At 75.1% G+C, this 14,072-nt stretch carries 20 protein-coding genes; 9 read left to right on the top strand and 11 right to left on the bottom strand.

All coding sequences use genetic code 11. From position 1 onward, the window contains the following. Positions 1-7: 7 nt before the first annotated feature. Genes cobM through def form a run of 3 tightly spaced genes read right to left on the bottom strand, consistent with a single transcriptional unit; the run spans position 8 to position 2,498 of the window. Positions 8-748, bottom strand: a complete 741-nt coding sequence (cobM, locus tag F1C76_12980) for a precorrin-4 C(11)-methyltransferase (GenBank protein QNG37375.1) — start codon at positions 746-748, stop codon at positions 8-10. Next, positions 745-1,944 (bottom strand): bifunctional cobalt-precorrin-7 (C(5))-methyltransferase/cobalt-precorrin-6B (C(15))-methyltransferase, encoded by a 1,200-nt coding sequence (locus F1C76_12975; GenBank protein QNG37374.1) that lies wholly within the window; start codon positions 1,942-1,944, stop codon positions 745-747. Before F1C76_12975 ends, cobM begins: the two co-directional genes overlap by 4 nt. Beyond that, the gene (def, locus tag F1C76_12970; protein QNG37373.1) at positions 1,941-2,498 is read right to left on the bottom strand and encodes a peptide deformylase; all 558 of its coding nucleotides are present in this window, start codon (positions 2,496-2,498) and stop codon (positions 1,941-1,943) included. The genes F1C76_12975 and def overlap by 4 nt, the downstream gene beginning before the upstream one ends. A gap of 33 nt (positions 2,499-2,531) precedes the next feature. Between def and F1C76_12965 the strand changes: the two genes are divergently transcribed. The 5 genes from F1C76_12965 to F1C76_12945 all read left to right on the top strand — a co-directional run bounded on the left by F1C76_12965 (position 2,532) and on the right by F1C76_12945 (position 7,863). After that, entirely contained in the window at positions 2,532-3,473 is a 942-nt protein-coding gene (locus F1C76_12965; protein ID QNG37372.1) for a cobalamin biosynthesis protein, read from the top strand. Positions 3,474-3,786: 313 nt separating this feature from the next. Next, complete coding sequence (locus F1C76_12960; protein ID QNG37371.1) at positions 3,787-5,229, top strand: PLP-dependent aminotransferase family protein; 1,443 nt, start codon at positions 3,787-3,789, stop codon at positions 5,227-5,229. 95 nt (positions 5,230-5,324) lie between these two features. Further along, positions 5,325-5,969: a 1-acyl-sn-glycerol-3-phosphate acyltransferase gene (locus tag F1C76_12955; protein ID QNG37370.1), complete on the top strand. Its 645-nt coding sequence runs from the start codon at positions 5,325-5,327 to the stop codon at positions 5,967-5,969. Next, positions 5,966-7,456 (top strand): cobyric acid synthase, encoded by a 1,491-nt coding sequence (locus F1C76_12950; protein ID QNG37369.1) that lies wholly within the window; start codon positions 5,966-5,968, stop codon positions 7,454-7,456. Before F1C76_12955 ends, F1C76_12950 begins: the two co-directional genes overlap by 4 nt. Continuing rightward, the gene (locus tag F1C76_12945) at positions 7,456-7,863 is read left to right on the top strand and encodes a DUF1810 domain-containing protein (GenBank protein ID QNG37368.1); all 408 of its coding nucleotides are present in this window, start codon (positions 7,456-7,458) and stop codon (positions 7,861-7,863) included. The genes F1C76_12950 and F1C76_12945 overlap by 1 nt, the downstream gene beginning before the upstream one ends. Here F1C76_12945 and F1C76_12940 read toward each other — a convergent pair. Then, complete coding sequence (locus F1C76_12940; GenBank protein ID QNG37367.1) at positions 7,850-8,239, bottom strand: acyl-CoA thioesterase; 390 nt, start codon at positions 8,237-8,239, stop codon at positions 7,850-7,852. The two genes, F1C76_12945 and F1C76_12940, sit on opposite strands and share 14 nt — an antisense overlap. Positions 8,240-8,298: 59 nt before the next feature. Between F1C76_12940 and F1C76_12935 the strand changes: the two genes are divergently transcribed. Beyond that, the gene (locus tag F1C76_12935; GenBank protein QNG37366.1) at positions 8,299-8,889 is read left to right on the top strand and encodes a pyridoxamine 5'-phosphate oxidase family protein; all 591 of its coding nucleotides are present in this window, start codon (positions 8,299-8,301) and stop codon (positions 8,887-8,889) included. Positions 8,890-8,932: 43 nt separating this feature from the next. Here the strand turns inward: F1C76_12935 and F1C76_12930 are convergent, their stop codons facing one another. Beyond that, positions 8,933-9,442 (bottom strand): class I SAM-dependent methyltransferase, encoded by a 510-nt coding sequence (locus F1C76_12930; protein QNG37365.1) that lies wholly within the window; start codon positions 9,440-9,442, stop codon positions 8,933-8,935. A gap of 72 nt (positions 9,443-9,514) precedes the next feature. On the opposite strand from F1C76_12930, the gene F1C76_12925 reads away from it, so the two are divergent. Continuing rightward, the gene (locus F1C76_12925; GenBank protein QNG37364.1) at positions 9,515-9,943 is read left to right on the top strand and encodes a VOC family protein; all 429 of its coding nucleotides are present in this window, start codon (positions 9,515-9,517) and stop codon (positions 9,941-9,943) included. Here F1C76_12925 and F1C76_12920 read toward each other — a convergent pair. Continuing rightward, complete coding sequence (locus F1C76_12920) at positions 9,936-10,190, bottom strand: hypothetical protein (protein ID QNG37363.1); 255 nt, start codon at positions 10,188-10,190, stop codon at positions 9,936-9,938. The genes F1C76_12925 and F1C76_12920 overlap by 8 nt on opposite strands. Positions 10,191-10,383: 193 nt before the next feature. Between F1C76_12920 and F1C76_12915 the strand changes: the two genes are divergently transcribed. Then, complete coding sequence (locus F1C76_12915; protein QNG37362.1) at positions 10,384-10,944, top strand: type II toxin-antitoxin system PemK/MazF family toxin; 561 nt, start codon at positions 10,384-10,386, stop codon at positions 10,942-10,944. A gap of 2 nt (positions 10,945-10,946) precedes the next feature. Here the strand turns inward: F1C76_12915 and F1C76_12910 are convergent, their stop codons facing one another. Further along, positions 10,947-11,246 (bottom strand): hypothetical protein, encoded by a 300-nt coding sequence (locus tag F1C76_12910; GenBank protein ID QNG37361.1) that lies wholly within the window; start codon positions 11,244-11,246, stop codon positions 10,947-10,949. 2 nt (positions 11,247-11,248) lie between these two features. Beyond that, positions 11,249-12,304, bottom strand: a complete 1,056-nt coding sequence (locus F1C76_12905; GenBank protein ID QNG37360.1) for an AbrB family transcriptional regulator — start codon at positions 12,302-12,304, stop codon at positions 11,249-11,251. Between the two features lie 32 nt (positions 12,305-12,336). Between F1C76_12905 and F1C76_12900 the strand changes: the two genes are divergently transcribed. Then, positions 12,337-12,858: a DUF1990 domain-containing protein gene (locus F1C76_12900; protein ID QNG37359.1), complete on the top strand. Its 522-nt coding sequence runs from the start codon at positions 12,337-12,339 to the stop codon at positions 12,856-12,858. On the opposite strand, the gene F1C76_12895 is transcribed toward F1C76_12900, so the two are convergent. The 3 genes from F1C76_12895 to F1C76_12885 are packed head-to-tail and all read right to left on the bottom strand — an operon-like array spanning position 12,845 to position 14,030. Then, on the bottom strand, positions 12,845-13,138 hold the full coding sequence (locus tag F1C76_12895; protein ID QNG37358.1) for a helix-turn-helix domain-containing protein: 294 nt from the start codon (positions 13,136-13,138) through the stop codon (positions 12,845-12,847). The genes F1C76_12900 and F1C76_12895 overlap by 14 nt on opposite strands. After that, on the bottom strand, positions 13,135-13,569 hold the full coding sequence (locus F1C76_12890; GenBank protein ID QNG37357.1) for a hypothetical protein: 435 nt from the start codon (positions 13,567-13,569) through the stop codon (positions 13,135-13,137). Before F1C76_12890 ends, F1C76_12895 begins: the two co-directional genes overlap by 4 nt. Next, complete coding sequence (locus F1C76_12885) at positions 13,566-14,030, bottom strand: hypothetical protein (protein ID QNG37356.1); 465 nt, start codon at positions 14,028-14,030, stop codon at positions 13,566-13,568. Before F1C76_12885 ends, F1C76_12890 begins: the two co-directional genes overlap by 4 nt. Positions 14,031-14,072: the final 42 nt, after the last annotated feature.

Raw genomic sequence — 14,072 nt, 5'->3', positions numbered from 1 at the left:
CACTCCACTAGCGCGTCCGGGAGGTCGAGTAGAGGTGGCTGTCCGGGAACTCCCCGGCGGTGAGCACCGAGCCGACCACCACCACCGCCGTCCGGACGACGCCCGCGGCCGCGACCTTCTCGGCGATGTCGCCCAGCGTGCCGCGCAGCACCAGCTCGTCGTCCCGGCTGGCCCGGGCGACGACGGCGACCGGCCCGTCGGTGCCGTAGTGCTCGGCCAGTTCGGGAGCCAGCTCCGCGATCCGCTGGACGGCGAGGTGCAGCACCAGGGTGGCCCCGGTCGCGGCATAGGCCGACAGCTGCTCCCCGGGCGGCATGGCGGTCGACCGCGCCGAGGTGCGGGTGAGCACCACCGTCTGGCCCACCCCGGGCACGGTCAGCTCGCGCTTGAGCGAGGCGGCCGCGGCGGCGAACGCCGGCACGCCGGGGACGACGTCGTAGGGCACCCCGGCGGCGTCCAGCCGGCGCATCTGCTCGGCCATCGCACTCCACACCGACGGGTCCCCGGAGTGCAGCCGGGCGACGTCGAGCCCGGCCTCGTGCGCGGCGACCAGCTCGGCGGTGATCTGGTCGAGGTCCAGGTCGGCGGTGTCGACCAGCCGGGCGTCGGCCGGCGCGGTGTCCAGCAGCTCGCGGGGCACCAGGGCGCCGGCGTACAGGCAGACCGGGGCGGCGGCGATCAGCCGGGCAGCACGCAGGGTCACCAGGTCGGCGGCGCCGGGGCCGGCGCCGATGAAGTGCACGGTCATCGGGTGCCGCTCCAGATCGTCACGGGCATGGCCGGCTTCCAGCCGGTGAAGCCGCCGACGGGTTCGCCGCGCTGCACCGAGATGCGCACCAGCTCACCGCCGAAGCGGGCGTGCCAGTCGGCGAGCACGGCCTCGCTCTGCACGGTCACCGCGTTGACCACCATCCGGCCACCCTCCCGCAGCGCGTCCCAGCAGGCGTCCAGCAGCAGCGGGGTGGTGGCCCCGCCGCCCACGAACACGGCGTCCGGCGGTGCGAGCCGACCGAAGACCTCCGGCGCCCGGCCGTGCACCACGCGCAGGTGCGGGACGCCGAGCCGGGTGGCGTTGCGGACGATGCGCTCGGCCCGCTCCTGCACCGACTCCACCGCGACCGCCCGGCAGGAGGGGTGCGTGCGCATCCACTCGATGCCGATCGACCCGGCGCCCGCGCCGACGTCCCAGAGCAGCTGCCCGGGGACGGCGGCCAGCCGGGACAGCGTGACCGCGCGGACCTCGTTCTTGGTCAGCTGGCCGTCGTTCTCGTAGGCGCCGTCGGGCAGGCCGGGGGTGGTGGGCAGCGGGGCGGTGCCGCGGGTGGCCCGGCACTCCACGGCGGTGACCACCAACGGGTCGGCGGTCGGTGTCCAGGCTGCTGCGGTACCGGTGTGCACGGCCTCGGCCGGACCGCCCAGCTCCGACAGCACGGTCACCGTGGACTCCCCGTAGCCGCGGGCGGTGAGCAGGGCGGCGACGGCGGCGGGGGTGTCGCCGTCCGAGCCCAGGACCAGCAGCCGGCGGCCGGGTTGCACGCGCGGGTGCAGCAGCTCCAGGGGCCGGCCGACCAGCGAGACCACCTCGGTCTCCTCCACCGCCCAGCCCAGCCGGGCGCAGGCCAGCGAGACCGAGGACGGCGCCGGGAGCACCCGCACCTGCCCGGGGCCGAGCAGCCGCACCAGCGTGGTGCCGACGCCGGACAGCATCGGGTCACCGGAGGCGAGGACGACGACGGCCCGCCCGGCGTGCGTCTCGAACAGCCCGGGCAGCGCCGGGACCATCGGGGAGGGCCAGGCCTGCCGGTGCGCGGTGACCGAAGCGGGGACGAGGTCGAGCTGGCGGTCCGAGCCGAGCAGCACCTCGGCGGCCTCGACGGCGGCCCTCGACAGCGGCGCGAGCCCGTCCCAGCCGTCGGCGCCGATGCCGACCACGACGACGGTCACGCGGGGAGCTCGCCCCCGGGGCCGGCGGCCTCGGCGAGCAGCCGCTCGCGCAGCTCCTCGGGGAGCAGGTCGACGTAGACGGTGCCGTCGAGGTGGTCGCACTCGTGCTGCAGGCAGCGGGCGGCCATCCCGGTGGCCTCGATCGAGGTGGGCTGGCCGGTGGCGTCCACGCCGTCGACCCGGGCGCGGAAGCGCCGTTCGAGCTCGGCGTAGGGGCCGGGGACCGACAGGCAGCCCTCCTCGGTGACCTCCACCTCGGGCTCTCCGTCCAGCGGTTCGAGCACGGTGAGCACCGGGTTCACCACGTAGCCGATGACGTCCTCGCCGTCGGCGTCCGGGCAGTCGATGACGAACACCCGGGCGTCGACGCCGATCTGGTTGGCCGCCAGGCCCACGCCGTCGGCGGCCTCCATGGAGGCGAACATGTCCAGCAGCAGCCGCTTGAGGTCGCGGCCGAACTCGGTCACCGGCGTGCACGGACGGTGCAGGACCTCGTTGCTGCCGTAGGTGACGATCGGCCGGGCGACGCCGTCGTAACGGCCGGGCAGGCGCATGGGGGCCGATCGTAGTTGGCACCATCTCCCCTCGTGGACCTCCCGACCGCCGCCGGCCTCGCCCTGGGCTCGCTGGCCGACGCCGCGCTCGGCGACCCGCGCCGCCGGCACCCGGTCGCCGGCTTCGGCCAGGCCGCCGCAGCGCTGGAACGACGCGTCTGGCGCGACGACCGGGCGACCGGTGCCGCGTACTGGGCGGTGTGCGTCGGCACGGTCACCGCGCTGGGGACGGCGGCCGACCGGTCCACCCGCTCGCGGCCGCTCACCCGCGCGGCGCTGACCGCCCTCGTCACCTGGTCGGTGCTCGGCGGCACCTCGCTGGGCCGGGCCGGGACGAAGATGGCCGGGCACCTGACCGCCGACGACCTGCCCGCCGCGCGGGCGCACCTGTCCTCCCTCGCCGGCCGCGACCCGTCGTCCCTGGGCGAGGCCGAGCTGGTGCGCGCCACGGTGGAGTCGGTCGCGGAGAACACCTCCGACGCCGCGGTCGCCCCGCTGGTGTGGGGTGCGGTCGCCGGGCTGCCGGGGCTGGTCGCCTACCGCTCGGTGAACACCCTGGACGCGATGGTCGGCTACCGGTCCGACCGGTACCTCCGGTTCGGCTGGGCATCGGCCCGGGCGGACGACGTCGCCAACTGGCTGCCCGCCAGGCTCACCGCGGCACTCACCGTCGCCGTCGCGCCGCTGGTCGGCGGCTCGGCAGGTGAGGCGCTGCGGATCTGGCAGCGGGACGGCGCGGCGCACCCCAGCCCGAACTCCGGCCGCTGCGAGGCCGCCGCCGCCGGCGCGCTGGGCATCCGGCTGGGCGGCCGCAACGTCTACGGCACCCGGGTGGAGGAGCGCCCCACGATGGGCGACGGAGCTCCCCCGGTCCGGGCCGACGTCGCCCGCGCGGTCGCCCTCTCCCGCGCGGTGTGGACGGCGTCCGCCGCCCTCGCCGTCCTCACCCGCCTGCTGGCCCGCCCCCGGCGTTGATCAGCTGGGACGACCAGAGTGCGTCCTCCTCCACCGACGCCGGTGGAGGAGGACGCACGGTGGTCGTCGGAGCTGATCGACGCCCGGGCCCGGTCAGCGCGAGGCGAGGAAGCCGGCCGGGTCGACGCGGGGGTGGCTGGCCGGCGGGTCGGATGGGCCGAGGCCACCGCGGACGACGGCCCGGACGGTGGCCAGCAGCAGCCAGCCACAGCCGAGCAGGAACAGCAGCGCGAGGACTCCACCCGAGGTCATGGACCCACCGTGACGCACGGAGGACTGGTGCCGAGCAGTCCAGTCCGGCATGGTGGTCCGCATGCCAGTCGTCACCGAGCAGTCCACTCCTGCGCACGAGCTCGCTGCTCAGCTCGGGGACACGGACGGATCGCCCCGGTACGCCGCGCTGGCCCGCCGGGTGCGGGAGCTGGTGGTCACCGGCGAGCTGCCGGTCGGCACCCGACTGCCGGCCGAGCGCGACCTCGCTGCCGCCCTGGGGGTCAGCCGGGTGACCGTGGCCAGCGCCTACCGGACGCTGCGCGAGGCCGGGTTCGCACACACCCGGCACGGCTCGGGCACCGTGCTGGAGCTGCCCGACGACCGACCGGCCTGGAACTGGCGGTCCGGTGACGTCCCCGGCGTGGTGGACCTGGCCCACGGCGCGTCCCCGGCGTCCCCGCTGCTCGCCCCGGCCTACGCCGACGCCCTCACCCGGCTGGAGGCGTACACGCGGGGCAGCGGCTACGTGCCGGTCGGCCTGCCCGAACTGCGGGCAGCGGTCGCCGACCGGTACACCGCCCAGGGCCTGCCGACCACGGCCGACCAGGTGCTCATCACCTCCGGGGCCGGTGACGCCGCGGCCCTGGTCTGGGGCGCCCTGGTGGAGCCCGGCGACCGGGTGCTGGTGCAGCACCCCAGCTACCCCGGGGCGATCCGGTCGGTGGAGCTGGCCGGCGGGCGCTGCGTCCCGGTGCCGGTCGACGCCGCCGACCCCGACGCCCTGGTCGAGGCGGCCCGGCTGGCCGCCCGGCAGAGCGCCCCGCGGATGGCCTACCTGATGCCCGACCACGCCAACCCGACCGGCATCTCGCTGAGCGCCACCGGCCGCCGCCGGCTGGCCGCGACGCTGTGGCAGCAGGGCGTGCTCACCGTCGTCGACGAGATCGCCGCCGAGCTCGTCATCGACGGCGACCCCGCTCCGCACGTCGCCGCCGGACTGCCCGACGCCGCCATGATCACCGTCGGCGGGCTCTCCAAGTCCGTCTGGGGCGGACTGCGGGTGGGGTGGCTGCGCACCGACGCGGCGCTGGTGGAGCGGCTGGCCACCGTGCTGGGGCACCGGCAGCTGTCGGTCGGCCTGCTCGACCAGCTCGCCGCCACCACGCTGGTCCGCGACCTGGACGCCGTGCTGGCCCACCGCCGGGAGCAGCTGCGCACCCAGCGGGACGCCCTCGTGGCCGCGGTGCGGGAGCAGCTGCCCGACTGGTCGCTCACGGTCCCCTCGGGTGGGCTGTGCGTGTGGGCGCAGCTGCCGCCCGGGCTCAGCTCCGCGGCGCTCACCGCGGCGGCGGCCCCGGCCGGGCTGCTGCTCGCCGAGGGCCGGGTGTTCGGCACCGGCGCGGCCTTCGACGACCGGCTGCGGCTGCCGTTCACCCGGCCCCCGGGAGAGCTGCGCAGCGCCGTCGAGGTGCTCGCCGGGCTGGACCGGCAGCTGCGCGGACAGGCCACCCCGCGGCCGGCGCCGTCGTCCACCGTGGTCTGAGGTGACCCGCCCCACCCCCGGTCGGCGCCGGGCGTGGGGGAGACTGCCGGGGTTGCCCGGACGCCGTCGTCGGGCACGCGATGGAGGGAGGCGCGGTGTTCTACTTCATCGCCCGGTTCGTGCTCAGACCGCTGTTCATCCTCACCTGCCGGCCCACCGTGGTCGGCAAGGAGCGGCTGCCGCTCACCGGCCCGCTGCTGCTGGCCAGCAACCACCGGTCCTTCATCGACTCCATCGCCATCCCGCTGATGGCCCCGCGCAAGGTCGGGTACCTGGCCAAGGCCGAGTACTTCACCGGCACCGGGATCAGCGGGTGGGCCTCGAAGACGCTGTTCACGGCGCTGGGCGCCCGGCCGGTGGAGCGGCAGACCCACCGGGCCGCGCAGGCCGCGCTGGACACGGTGCTGCACGCCCTGGAGGCCGGTGAGGCGTTCGGCATCTACCCCGAGGGCACCCGGTCCCGCGACGGCAAGCTGGCCCGCGGCAAGACCGGGGTGGCGTGGCTGGCGCTCACCGCCGACTGCCCCGTCGTCCCGGTCGCGGTGCACGGCACCGAGCACGTGCAGCCGGTCGGGGCCCGCTGGCCGCGCCCGCACAAGGTGACCATCACCTTCGGCGAGCCGATCACCTTCCCCGAGCAGCGCGGGCTGGCCGGCAACGGCAAGGCCCGCCGGGTGGTCACCGACCGGGTCATGGAGGCCATCGCCGAGCTGTCCGGCCAGGACAAGTCCGGCTGGTGAGCGGCGCGCTGCTGGTCGCCGGGACGACGTCGGACGCCGGCAAGTCCGTCGTCACGGCCGGGATCTGCCGCTGGCTGGTCCGCCAGGGCGTCTCGGTGGCGCCGTTCAAGGCGCAGAACATGAGCAACAACTCCGGCGTCACCTCCGACGGTGCGGAGATCGGCCGGGCCCAGGTGTTCCAGGCCGCCGCCGCCCGGGTCGAGCCCGAGGCCGCGATGAACCCGGTGCTGCTCAAGCCCGGGGGCGAGAACTCCAGCCAGGTCGTCGTCCTGGGCAGGGCCGTCGCCGACGTGACCGCGCTCAGCTACCGGCCGATGAAGGCCGCGCTGCTCGAGCAGGTGCTGGTCAGCCTGGCCGACCTGCGCAGCCGGTTCGACGTGGTGGTCTGCGAGGGCGCCGGCTCCCCCACCGAGATCAACCTGCGCGACACCGACATCGCCAACATGGGCCTGGCGACCGCGGCCGACCTGCCGGTGCTCGTGGTCGGCGACATCGACCGCGGCGGGGTGTTCCCCGCCCTCTACGGCACCGTCGCGCTGATGCCACCGGCCGACCAGGCGCTGGTGGCGGGGTTCCTGGTGAACAAGTTCCGCGGCGACGTCCGCCTGCTGGCCCCCGGCCTGGAGACCCTCGAGCGGCTCACCGGCCGGCCCACGTTCGGCGTGCTGCCCTGGCTGCCCGGCCTGTGGCTCGACGTCGAGGACTCCCTGGACCTCGCCGGGGACCGCGGCCCCTCCCTCCCCCCACGCGGGGACGACGTCCTGCGGGTGTCGGTCGTGCAGCTGCCGCGGCTGTCGAACTTCACCGACCTGGACGCGCTGGCCGCCGAGCCCGGCGTGCTGGTGCGCTACGCCACCCGCCCCGAGGAGCTCGCCGACGCCGACCTGGTGGTGCTCCCCGGCACCCGCTCGACCGTGTCGGACCTGGCCTGGCTGCGCGAGCGTGGCCTGGACGCAGCGCTCGCCCGCCGGGCCGCGGCGGACCAGCCGGTGCTGGGCATCTGCGGCGGGCACCAGATGCTGGCCCGCACGATCGTGGACGACGTGGAGTCCCGGGCCGGGGCCGTCGACGGGCTGGGGCTCCTGCCCACCGACGTCGTCTTCGCCCGGGACAAGACCCTGGGCCGCCCGGTCGGACAGGCGCTGGGCCACGAGGTGCGCGGCTACGAGATACACCACGGCGTTGTGACCGTCGAGGGCGGTGAGCCGTTCCTCGACGGCACCCGGGTCGGGGCGGTCTTCGGGACGACGTGGCACGGCGCGCTGGAGAACGACGGCTTCCGCCGGGCCTTCCTCACCGAGGTCGCCCGGCTCACCGGCCGGCGCTTCCTCGTCGCCGAGGACACCGACTTCGCCGCCGTCCGGGAGACCCGCCTGGACGCCCTGGGCGACCTGATCGCCGACCACGCCGACACCGACGCGCTGTGGCGCCTGATCGAGGCCGGCGCCCCGTCCGGTCTCCCCCTGCTCCCACCCGGAGGCTCCTGATGGACACCCAGCGCTTCGTCGACGCCCAGGACCCGCTCTGGGACGACGTCCGCACCGAGCTCCGCGCCGGGGACAAGCGGACGCACTGGATGTGGTTCGTCTTCCCCCAGCTCGCCGGCCTGGGCACCTCGGACATGAACCGCCGCTACGCGATCCCCGACCTCGACGCCGCGCGCGAGTACCTGGCCCACCCGGTCCTCGGCCCGAGGCTGCTCGAGGTCACCGAGCTGCTGCTAGCCCACCCCGACCGCACGGCGCTCGAGGTCCTGCACTCCCCCGACGACCGCAAGTTGCGCTCGTCGATGACGCTCTTCGGCCGGGCCGACCCCGACCAGCCGCTCTTCGGTCAGGTGCTGGACCAGTGGTACCGCGGCGTCGAGGACCGGGAGACCGTCAGCCGGCTGTGACGGCGGCCCGGACGACGTCGGGCCAGGGCACCGCCGCGCCGTCCGACGTGGCGACGTAGGTCGTCCGGACGACGCAGCACAGCCGCTCGCCCACCCACACGGTGAAGCGCAGCGTGAGGCTGGTCCGGCCGAGGGAGTCCAGCGCGCAGACCACGTCGACGACGTCCCCCCAGCGGGCGCTGGCGGTCCACTCCAACGTCGAGGCCTTCACCATCGGCTGCACGCCGGCGACGCCGTCGGGGTCCCAGGTCAGCCCGACCGAGGGCCACCACGCGTTGGAGGCCTCGTCGGCCCAGACGAGGTAGTTCGCGTTGAAGACCACCCGCTGGTCGTCGCACTCGCTGTACCGGACCGGGGCGCTCCAGGTGAGGGACACGGCTGCAGACGGTAGGCCGGGCAACACGGACGCAACCCGGGGTGTGTTCTCCTGCGCAGGTGAGCACCGTCGTCTCCAGCTACCCCGCTGCGTCCACCCGCGCCGTGGACAAGGTGATCGACCACGTCGACCACCACTGCGCCCGGTTCATCGAGCTCTCGCCGTTCGCCACGCTGGCGACGGTGGACCCCGACGGCTTCCCCGACGTCTCCCCCCGCGGTGGCGGTCCAGGCTTCGTCCGGGTGGTCGACGAGCACACGCTGGCGCTGCCCGACCGCCAGGGCAACAACCGGGTCGACAGCCTGCGCAACCTGGCCGGCAACCCCCGGGTGGCGCTGATGTTCTTCGTGCCCGGCATCGAGGAGACGTTGCGGGTCTACGGCCGCGCCCGGCTGGTCACCCCGGCCGAGGTCGACGCCGACCTGACCGAGTTCGGCAAGCAGCCGCTGTCGGTGACCGTGATCGACGTCGAGCGGGCCTACTTCCACTGCGCGAAGGCCGTGATGCGCTCCAGGCTGTGGGACCCCGGCGCCCAGGTGCACCGCTCGGTGTTCCCGCCGATGGGCCAGGTCTGGCGCGAGCACACCAAGGCCGCCACCCCGGCCCAGGACGACACCGAGATGCGCGCCGAACTGGCCCTCGAGCTCTGAGTGGAGGGTGGGAGCGCAGGAAGTCTGCGCCCCCACCCTCCGATCAGTCGGTGCGGCGCTCGTAGACCCCGACGACCTCGCCGCGGAAGGTGTCGGTGATCCCGGGGAAGGCGGCCATGACCTTGTCGTGGTCCCAGTCGTCGACCACGTGCACCTCGTGGTGGTTGTGCTCCAGCTCGCCCTGCGGGTAGTGCACGATCGGGATGCTCATGTAGACCGCGCGCCCGGCGGCCTCGCCGGCCCGGCGCCAGAGGTCCTGGGCCTCCTCGACGGTCATGTGCTCGGCCACGTCACCGAGGACGACGACGTCGGCGGCGGGCAGCTCGGTGGTGCGGGCGTCGCCCAGCACCACCTCGTCGTAGAGCTCGCGCAGCCCGTACTTCTCCACGTAGGGCTCGAAGACCTCCAGCGCGGTCAGCCGCGCGGGCCGGTCCTCGGCCAGGAGCTTGGCGTAGGTGCCGGCTCCGGCTCCCACGTCCAGCAGCGACTCCGGCGCGAGCTCGCGGATCTTCTGACGGGTCCAGTCCTTGCCCTCGGGCGAGCTGATCGGCACCGGGTGAGATTACGGTCGCCCCGGCGACGCTGCCCCTCGAGGACTGTCGGTGGGTGGTCCTAGCGTGCCGGCATGGCACACGTCTTCCAGGTCACCGTCGACTCCCCCACCCCGCACGACCTCGCCGACTGGTGGGCCGAAGCGCTGGGCTGGACCCGCGAACCCAGCGACGAGGCGTTCATCCGCCGGATGGTCGATGCCGGTCACGCCCAGGAGTCCGACACCGCCGTGCACCGGGGCGAGCTGGTGTGGCGGGAGGGTGCGGCCATCCGGCACCCCGACGAACCGGCCGCGCCCCGGGTGCTCTTCCAGCTCGTGCCCGAGCCCAAGACGGTCAAGAACCGGGTGCACCTGGACGTGCGGGTGGGTGCCGACCAGCAGGAGGGCGAGCTGGCCCGGCTGGTCGGCATGGGCGCCCGGGAGCTGCACCGCAGCCGGCAGGGGCCGTCCTCGTGGATCACGATCGCCGACCCGGAGGGCAACGAGCTCTGCCTCAGCTGAGGTCGGAGGCCACCACGGTGGGGACGACGGGACGCTCGGCCCGCTCGAACTCGCGGGCGGCCTTGCGGACGGCGACGACCTGCTCGGCGCGGGCCCGGGCGCGCTGACGCTTGCGGACGTGCTCGGGCGTGCGCTGCCGGGCGTCTTCGACGAGCTGGTAGGAGGCGAGCACGGAGGCCTGGATCTTCGTGGTGCCGAAGAGGCCCGTCGTGGTGGTGGCCGGCCGGACCGGTTCTGCGCTGGTCATGACGACCGCCTCCCGTGGTGGAGCGGCACCGCCGCCCGCTCGGTGGATGACCCGGGAACGCCCAGCTCAAACGGGGGTGTGACCGGTTCGTCCCATCGGGCCACACCCGCCCCGCGTGCCCCTCCCGTCCGGGTGTGTCGGCCGACCGGGGTGGGGGCGCGCGCGGCGTCGTCGTCCCCTAGCGTCGCGGGGCATGGCGACCGGCTGGAAGTCCGTGCTCTCCCGTGTGGTGCAGACCGTGGTGCGGGAGGGGTCGAAGGAACTGCGCCGCCGGTCTGCCGGTGCGGGGGCCCCGGCGAAGCTCCCCGACCGGCCCTCGCGCGATGCGCTGGCCCGCCCGCAGGCCCGGGGCGCGGGCGAGTTCAGCGGCCGCGGCGAGATCGACTACGCCCCCCGGGACGACGGCCGCCCCGACCCGGGCGAGATCGTCTGGGCCTGGGTGCCCTACGAGGAGGGCGACGGCCGCGGCAAGGACCGACCGGTGCTCGTCGTCGGGCGCACCGGCACCGACCTCCTCGGCTTCATGCTGACCAGCAAGGACCACGACCGGGACGCCGCCGACGAGGCCCGGCACGGCCGGCACTGGGTGGACATCGGCAGCGGTGACTGGGACCGGCAGGGCCGGCCCAGCGAGGTCCGGGTGGACCGGGTGCTGCAGATCGACGCCGGTGACGTCCGCCGCGAGGGCGCCACCCTGGACCGCCGCCGCTTCGACGCCGTCGCCACCGAGGCCCGCCGCGTCCTGGGCTGGTGAGGTCAGGGCCGGTCGAGGCCCCACTGGTACTCGAAGGCGGCCGGGGAGAGCCGGCCCATCGCCTCGCGGGCCTGGCGCAGCAGGTCACCGCTGGTGTGCGGGTCGCCGGCCTCCAGCCGGAGCACCTCCACCCCGCTGTCCCGCCGGCGGACCACGAGGTCGCTGACCGAGGGGTGCGGCAGCAGTCCCCAGGCGAGCTCGGCGACGAAGGCACCCAGCACCCGTAGTCGCTGCCGGTTGCGGCTGCCCGGCCGGGCCTCCAGGGCGGCGACGAAGACCTCGTCGGCACGGGCCGGGTCCACGCTCAGCGCCCCCGCAGGAGCAGCTTGGACACCAGCGGCGCGGTGAGCAGCATGACGAACAGCCGCAACACCTGGACGGCGAGCACGAACGTCGCGTCGGCGTCGCTGTCGGTCGCGGTGGCCAGCACGGCGTAGAGCCCGCCGGGGGTGGTGGCCAGGTAGGCGGTGAGCGGGCTGACGTCGGCGGTCGCGGCCAGCAGCGCCCCCAGCCCGGCGCAGGCCCCGATGACCGCCACGATGGTGACCAGCGCCAGGGGCAGCGCCCGGCCGACCGTGCGCAGGCTGTCCCGGGTGAACGACAGCCCCACCTGCAGGCCGATGACGACGAAGCCGAGGCCCTCGAGCGCGGCGGGGACCTGCGCGCCCTGGGAGAGCCCGGTGAGGTCCAGGGTGGCCGCCACCAGCATCGGCCCGAGCAGCGAGGCCACCGGGATCCGGGTGAGCCGGCCCAGCGGGATGCCCACGGCGATGCAGACGACGGTGAACAGCACCCCGGCCCAGAACCCGGGCCCGTCGGCGGCGGCCGGCCCCGCGTCCGCGCTGGAGGCACCGAAGCCGACGGCGGCGACCACCGGCATCGCGAACACGATGATCAGCACCCGCAGGTACTGCAGGACGGCGACCATGCGCTCGTCGGCACCGAGCTCGCGGGCCATCACCGTGATGCCCGAGGCCCCGCCGGCGATCATCGAGAACGCCCCGGTCACCCGGGTGATGTCCCTGCGCAGCGCCATCACCTGGCCGGCGACCAGGCTGAGCAGCAGCGTGCCGACCGTGACCAGCAGGACCGGGGCCCAGTCGGTGGCGATGGTCTGCAGCGTCGAGACCGAGACCAGGGCCCCGATCGAGACGCCGACGACGGCCTGCGCGGCGGTCATCCCCTGCTTGGGCAGCCCGAGCCGGCGGCGGACCAGCAGCGCCCGTCCCAGCCCGGCGAGCAGGCCGGCGAACAGGGTCGCCGAGGGCACCCCGAGCAGCTCGAAGGCAGCGGTCAGCGCCCCGGCGACGGCGAGGACGGCGACCCAGTCGAGTACCAGCGTGCGTCGTCCCCCGTCCACGGGTGCCCACTCTGCCCGGCAGGATCCCCACCGTGCGCACAGACCCGGCCGACGCCACCGTGCAGACCGCTCCGGCCGCCCGGCAGTGGACGCGGCCACCCGGCCGCACCCACGAGCAGACCACCGTGACGGGCTGGGGTGACGCGCACTGGGCGGCGGCCTCGGCCGCGCTGCTGGCCTGGGGCGTCAAGACCCGCAGCGGCTTCCGGGTCGAGCCGCCCGGGCCCGTCCGGGTGGGCCAGGACCTCAGGCTCACCGCGGTGGTGGGTCCGCTCCGGGTGCACGAGCCGGTCCGCGTGGTCGCCGTCGTCGACACCCCCGACCGCCGCGGCTTCGCCTACGCCACCCGACCCGGCCACCCGGTCTCCGGCGAGGAGGCCTTCGTGCTGCACCGCGACCCCGACGGCCGTGTCCGGCTGACCCTGCGTTCGGTCACCGGGCCAGGCCGCGGGCCCTGGCGGGTGGTCTTCCCGGTCCTGCTGGTCGCGCAGCGGGTGTACCGGCGTCGCTACACCCGCGCCCTGCGGGGCCTCGGGGTGGTCAGCCCCCGGTGATCCGCTTCAGCTCGGCGACGTGCGCGCCGAACGCCGTCCGGCCCTCGGCGGTGAGGGACAGGCTGGTGCGCACCCGGGAGGCGATCGTGGCCTTGCGGACCCGGACGTAGCCGGCGTCCTCGAGCTGCTTGACGTGCTTGGAGAGGACGGAGTCGCTCACCCCGACGGCGTCGCGGACGGCGGCGAACTCCATGGTGTCCACCGCGGCGAGCAGGCCGCACACCTGCAGCCGGGGCGGGGCGTGCACGACCTGGTCGAAGCGCGGCTCGACGGCCGTCACACGCCCTCCCGCAGCTCGCGCTGCCAGGCCCGGCCCCAGTGCCGGCTGAGCAGCGCGACGGCCAGCCCCAGCACCGCACCGGCGAGGACCATCGCCCACAGGTGGCCCTGGGAGGACAGCAGGTAGGCGGGCACCAGGACGACGAGCACCAGCGCGCCCCACGCGGCCATGACCCGCGCCGGGGTGTGCACCCAGACCCCGGACCGGGCCCGGTAGACCCGCACGAGCAGTGCGAGGCCCCCGGCGAAGACGAGCAGCGTGGGCGCGGTGACCCAGGCCGCGTCGATCGCCTGGACGGCGAGGAAGCCGAAGAGCAGCAGGCCGAGCGCGGCGTCGAACCACCAGGGCTGCAGCACCTTCTCGGCCAGTGCGGCCCGGTCGCGGTCCAGCGCGGCGAGGTCGGCGGCGGCCCGCTCGCGGTCGGCGCTCACAGCTCGCCCCGCAGCTCGCGCTGGTAGACCGTCGTCCACCGGCGGCTGAGCAGTGCGGCGACCACGCCGAGGACGACGCCGGCCACGACCATCGAGTAGCGGACGTCGACCACGAACTCCCCCAGCAGCCCCAGCGCCAACACGGCCAGGCATGCAGCCCCCCACGCACGGATCACCGGCTTGGTGGCCGGCCCCCCGTGGAAGCCGTTCACCCACGTCCCCGTGTGCCGGCGGTAGCCCGTGACCAGCAGCGCGATACCGGCCATGAACACCGGCAGAGCCACGAGCGTGACCCACGGGTAGCCGAAGGAGTAGGTCGAGAAGAACCCCGCGACCAGCACGCCGAGCGCCGGGTCGTACCAGCCGGGTTGCCGCAGCCGGTCGGCCAGCGCCGTCCGGTCGGCCTGCAGGGCGGCCAGGTCGGCCGCCGCACGGTCCCTGTGCACCTCGTCGCTTTCCATGTCGGAAAGTCTCCACCGTGACTTTCCGATCCGTCAAGTCGT

The organism is Geodermatophilaceae bacterium NBWT11 (genome assembly GCA_014218215.1).
Lineage (GTDB): Bacteria > Actinomycetota > Actinomycetes > Mycobacteriales > Geodermatophilaceae > Klenkia.
The sequence above is the reverse complement of the archived record's forward strand: the minus strand, read 5'-3'. Positions and strand labels throughout refer to the sequence as shown.

Bases quoted from the DNA above. Each gene is read 5' to 3' on its own strand.
- F1C76_12945 (QNG37368.1), top strand. From the start codon at position 7,456: ATGGACACCCAGCGCTTCGTCGACGCCCAGGACCCGCTCTGGGACGAC.
- F1C76_12885 (QNG37356.1), bottom strand. From the start codon at position 14,030: ATGGAAAGCGACGAGGTGCACAGGGACCGTGCGGCGGCCGACCTGGCC.
- F1C76_12915 (QNG37362.1), top strand. From the start codon at position 10,384: ATGGCGACCGGCTGGAAGTCCGTGCTCTCCCGTGTGGTGCAGACCGTG.
- F1C76_12920 (QNG37363.1), bottom strand. From the start codon at position 10,190: ATGACCAGCGCAGAACCGGTCCGGCCGGCCACCACCACGACGGGCCTC.
- F1C76_12960 (QNG37371.1), top strand. From the start codon at position 3,787: ATGCCAGTCGTCACCGAGCAGTCCACTCCTGCGCACGAGCTCGCTGCT.
- F1C76_12925 (QNG37364.1), top strand. From the start codon at position 9,515: ATGGCACACGTCTTCCAGGTCACCGTCGACTCCCCCACCCCGCACGAC.
- cobM (QNG37375.1), bottom strand. From the start codon at position 748: ATGACCGTGCACTTCATCGGCGCCGGCCCCGGCGCCGCCGACCTGGTG.
- def (QNG37373.1), bottom strand. From the start codon at position 2,498: ATGCGCCTGCCCGGCCGTTACGACGGCGTCGCCCGGCCGATCGTCACC.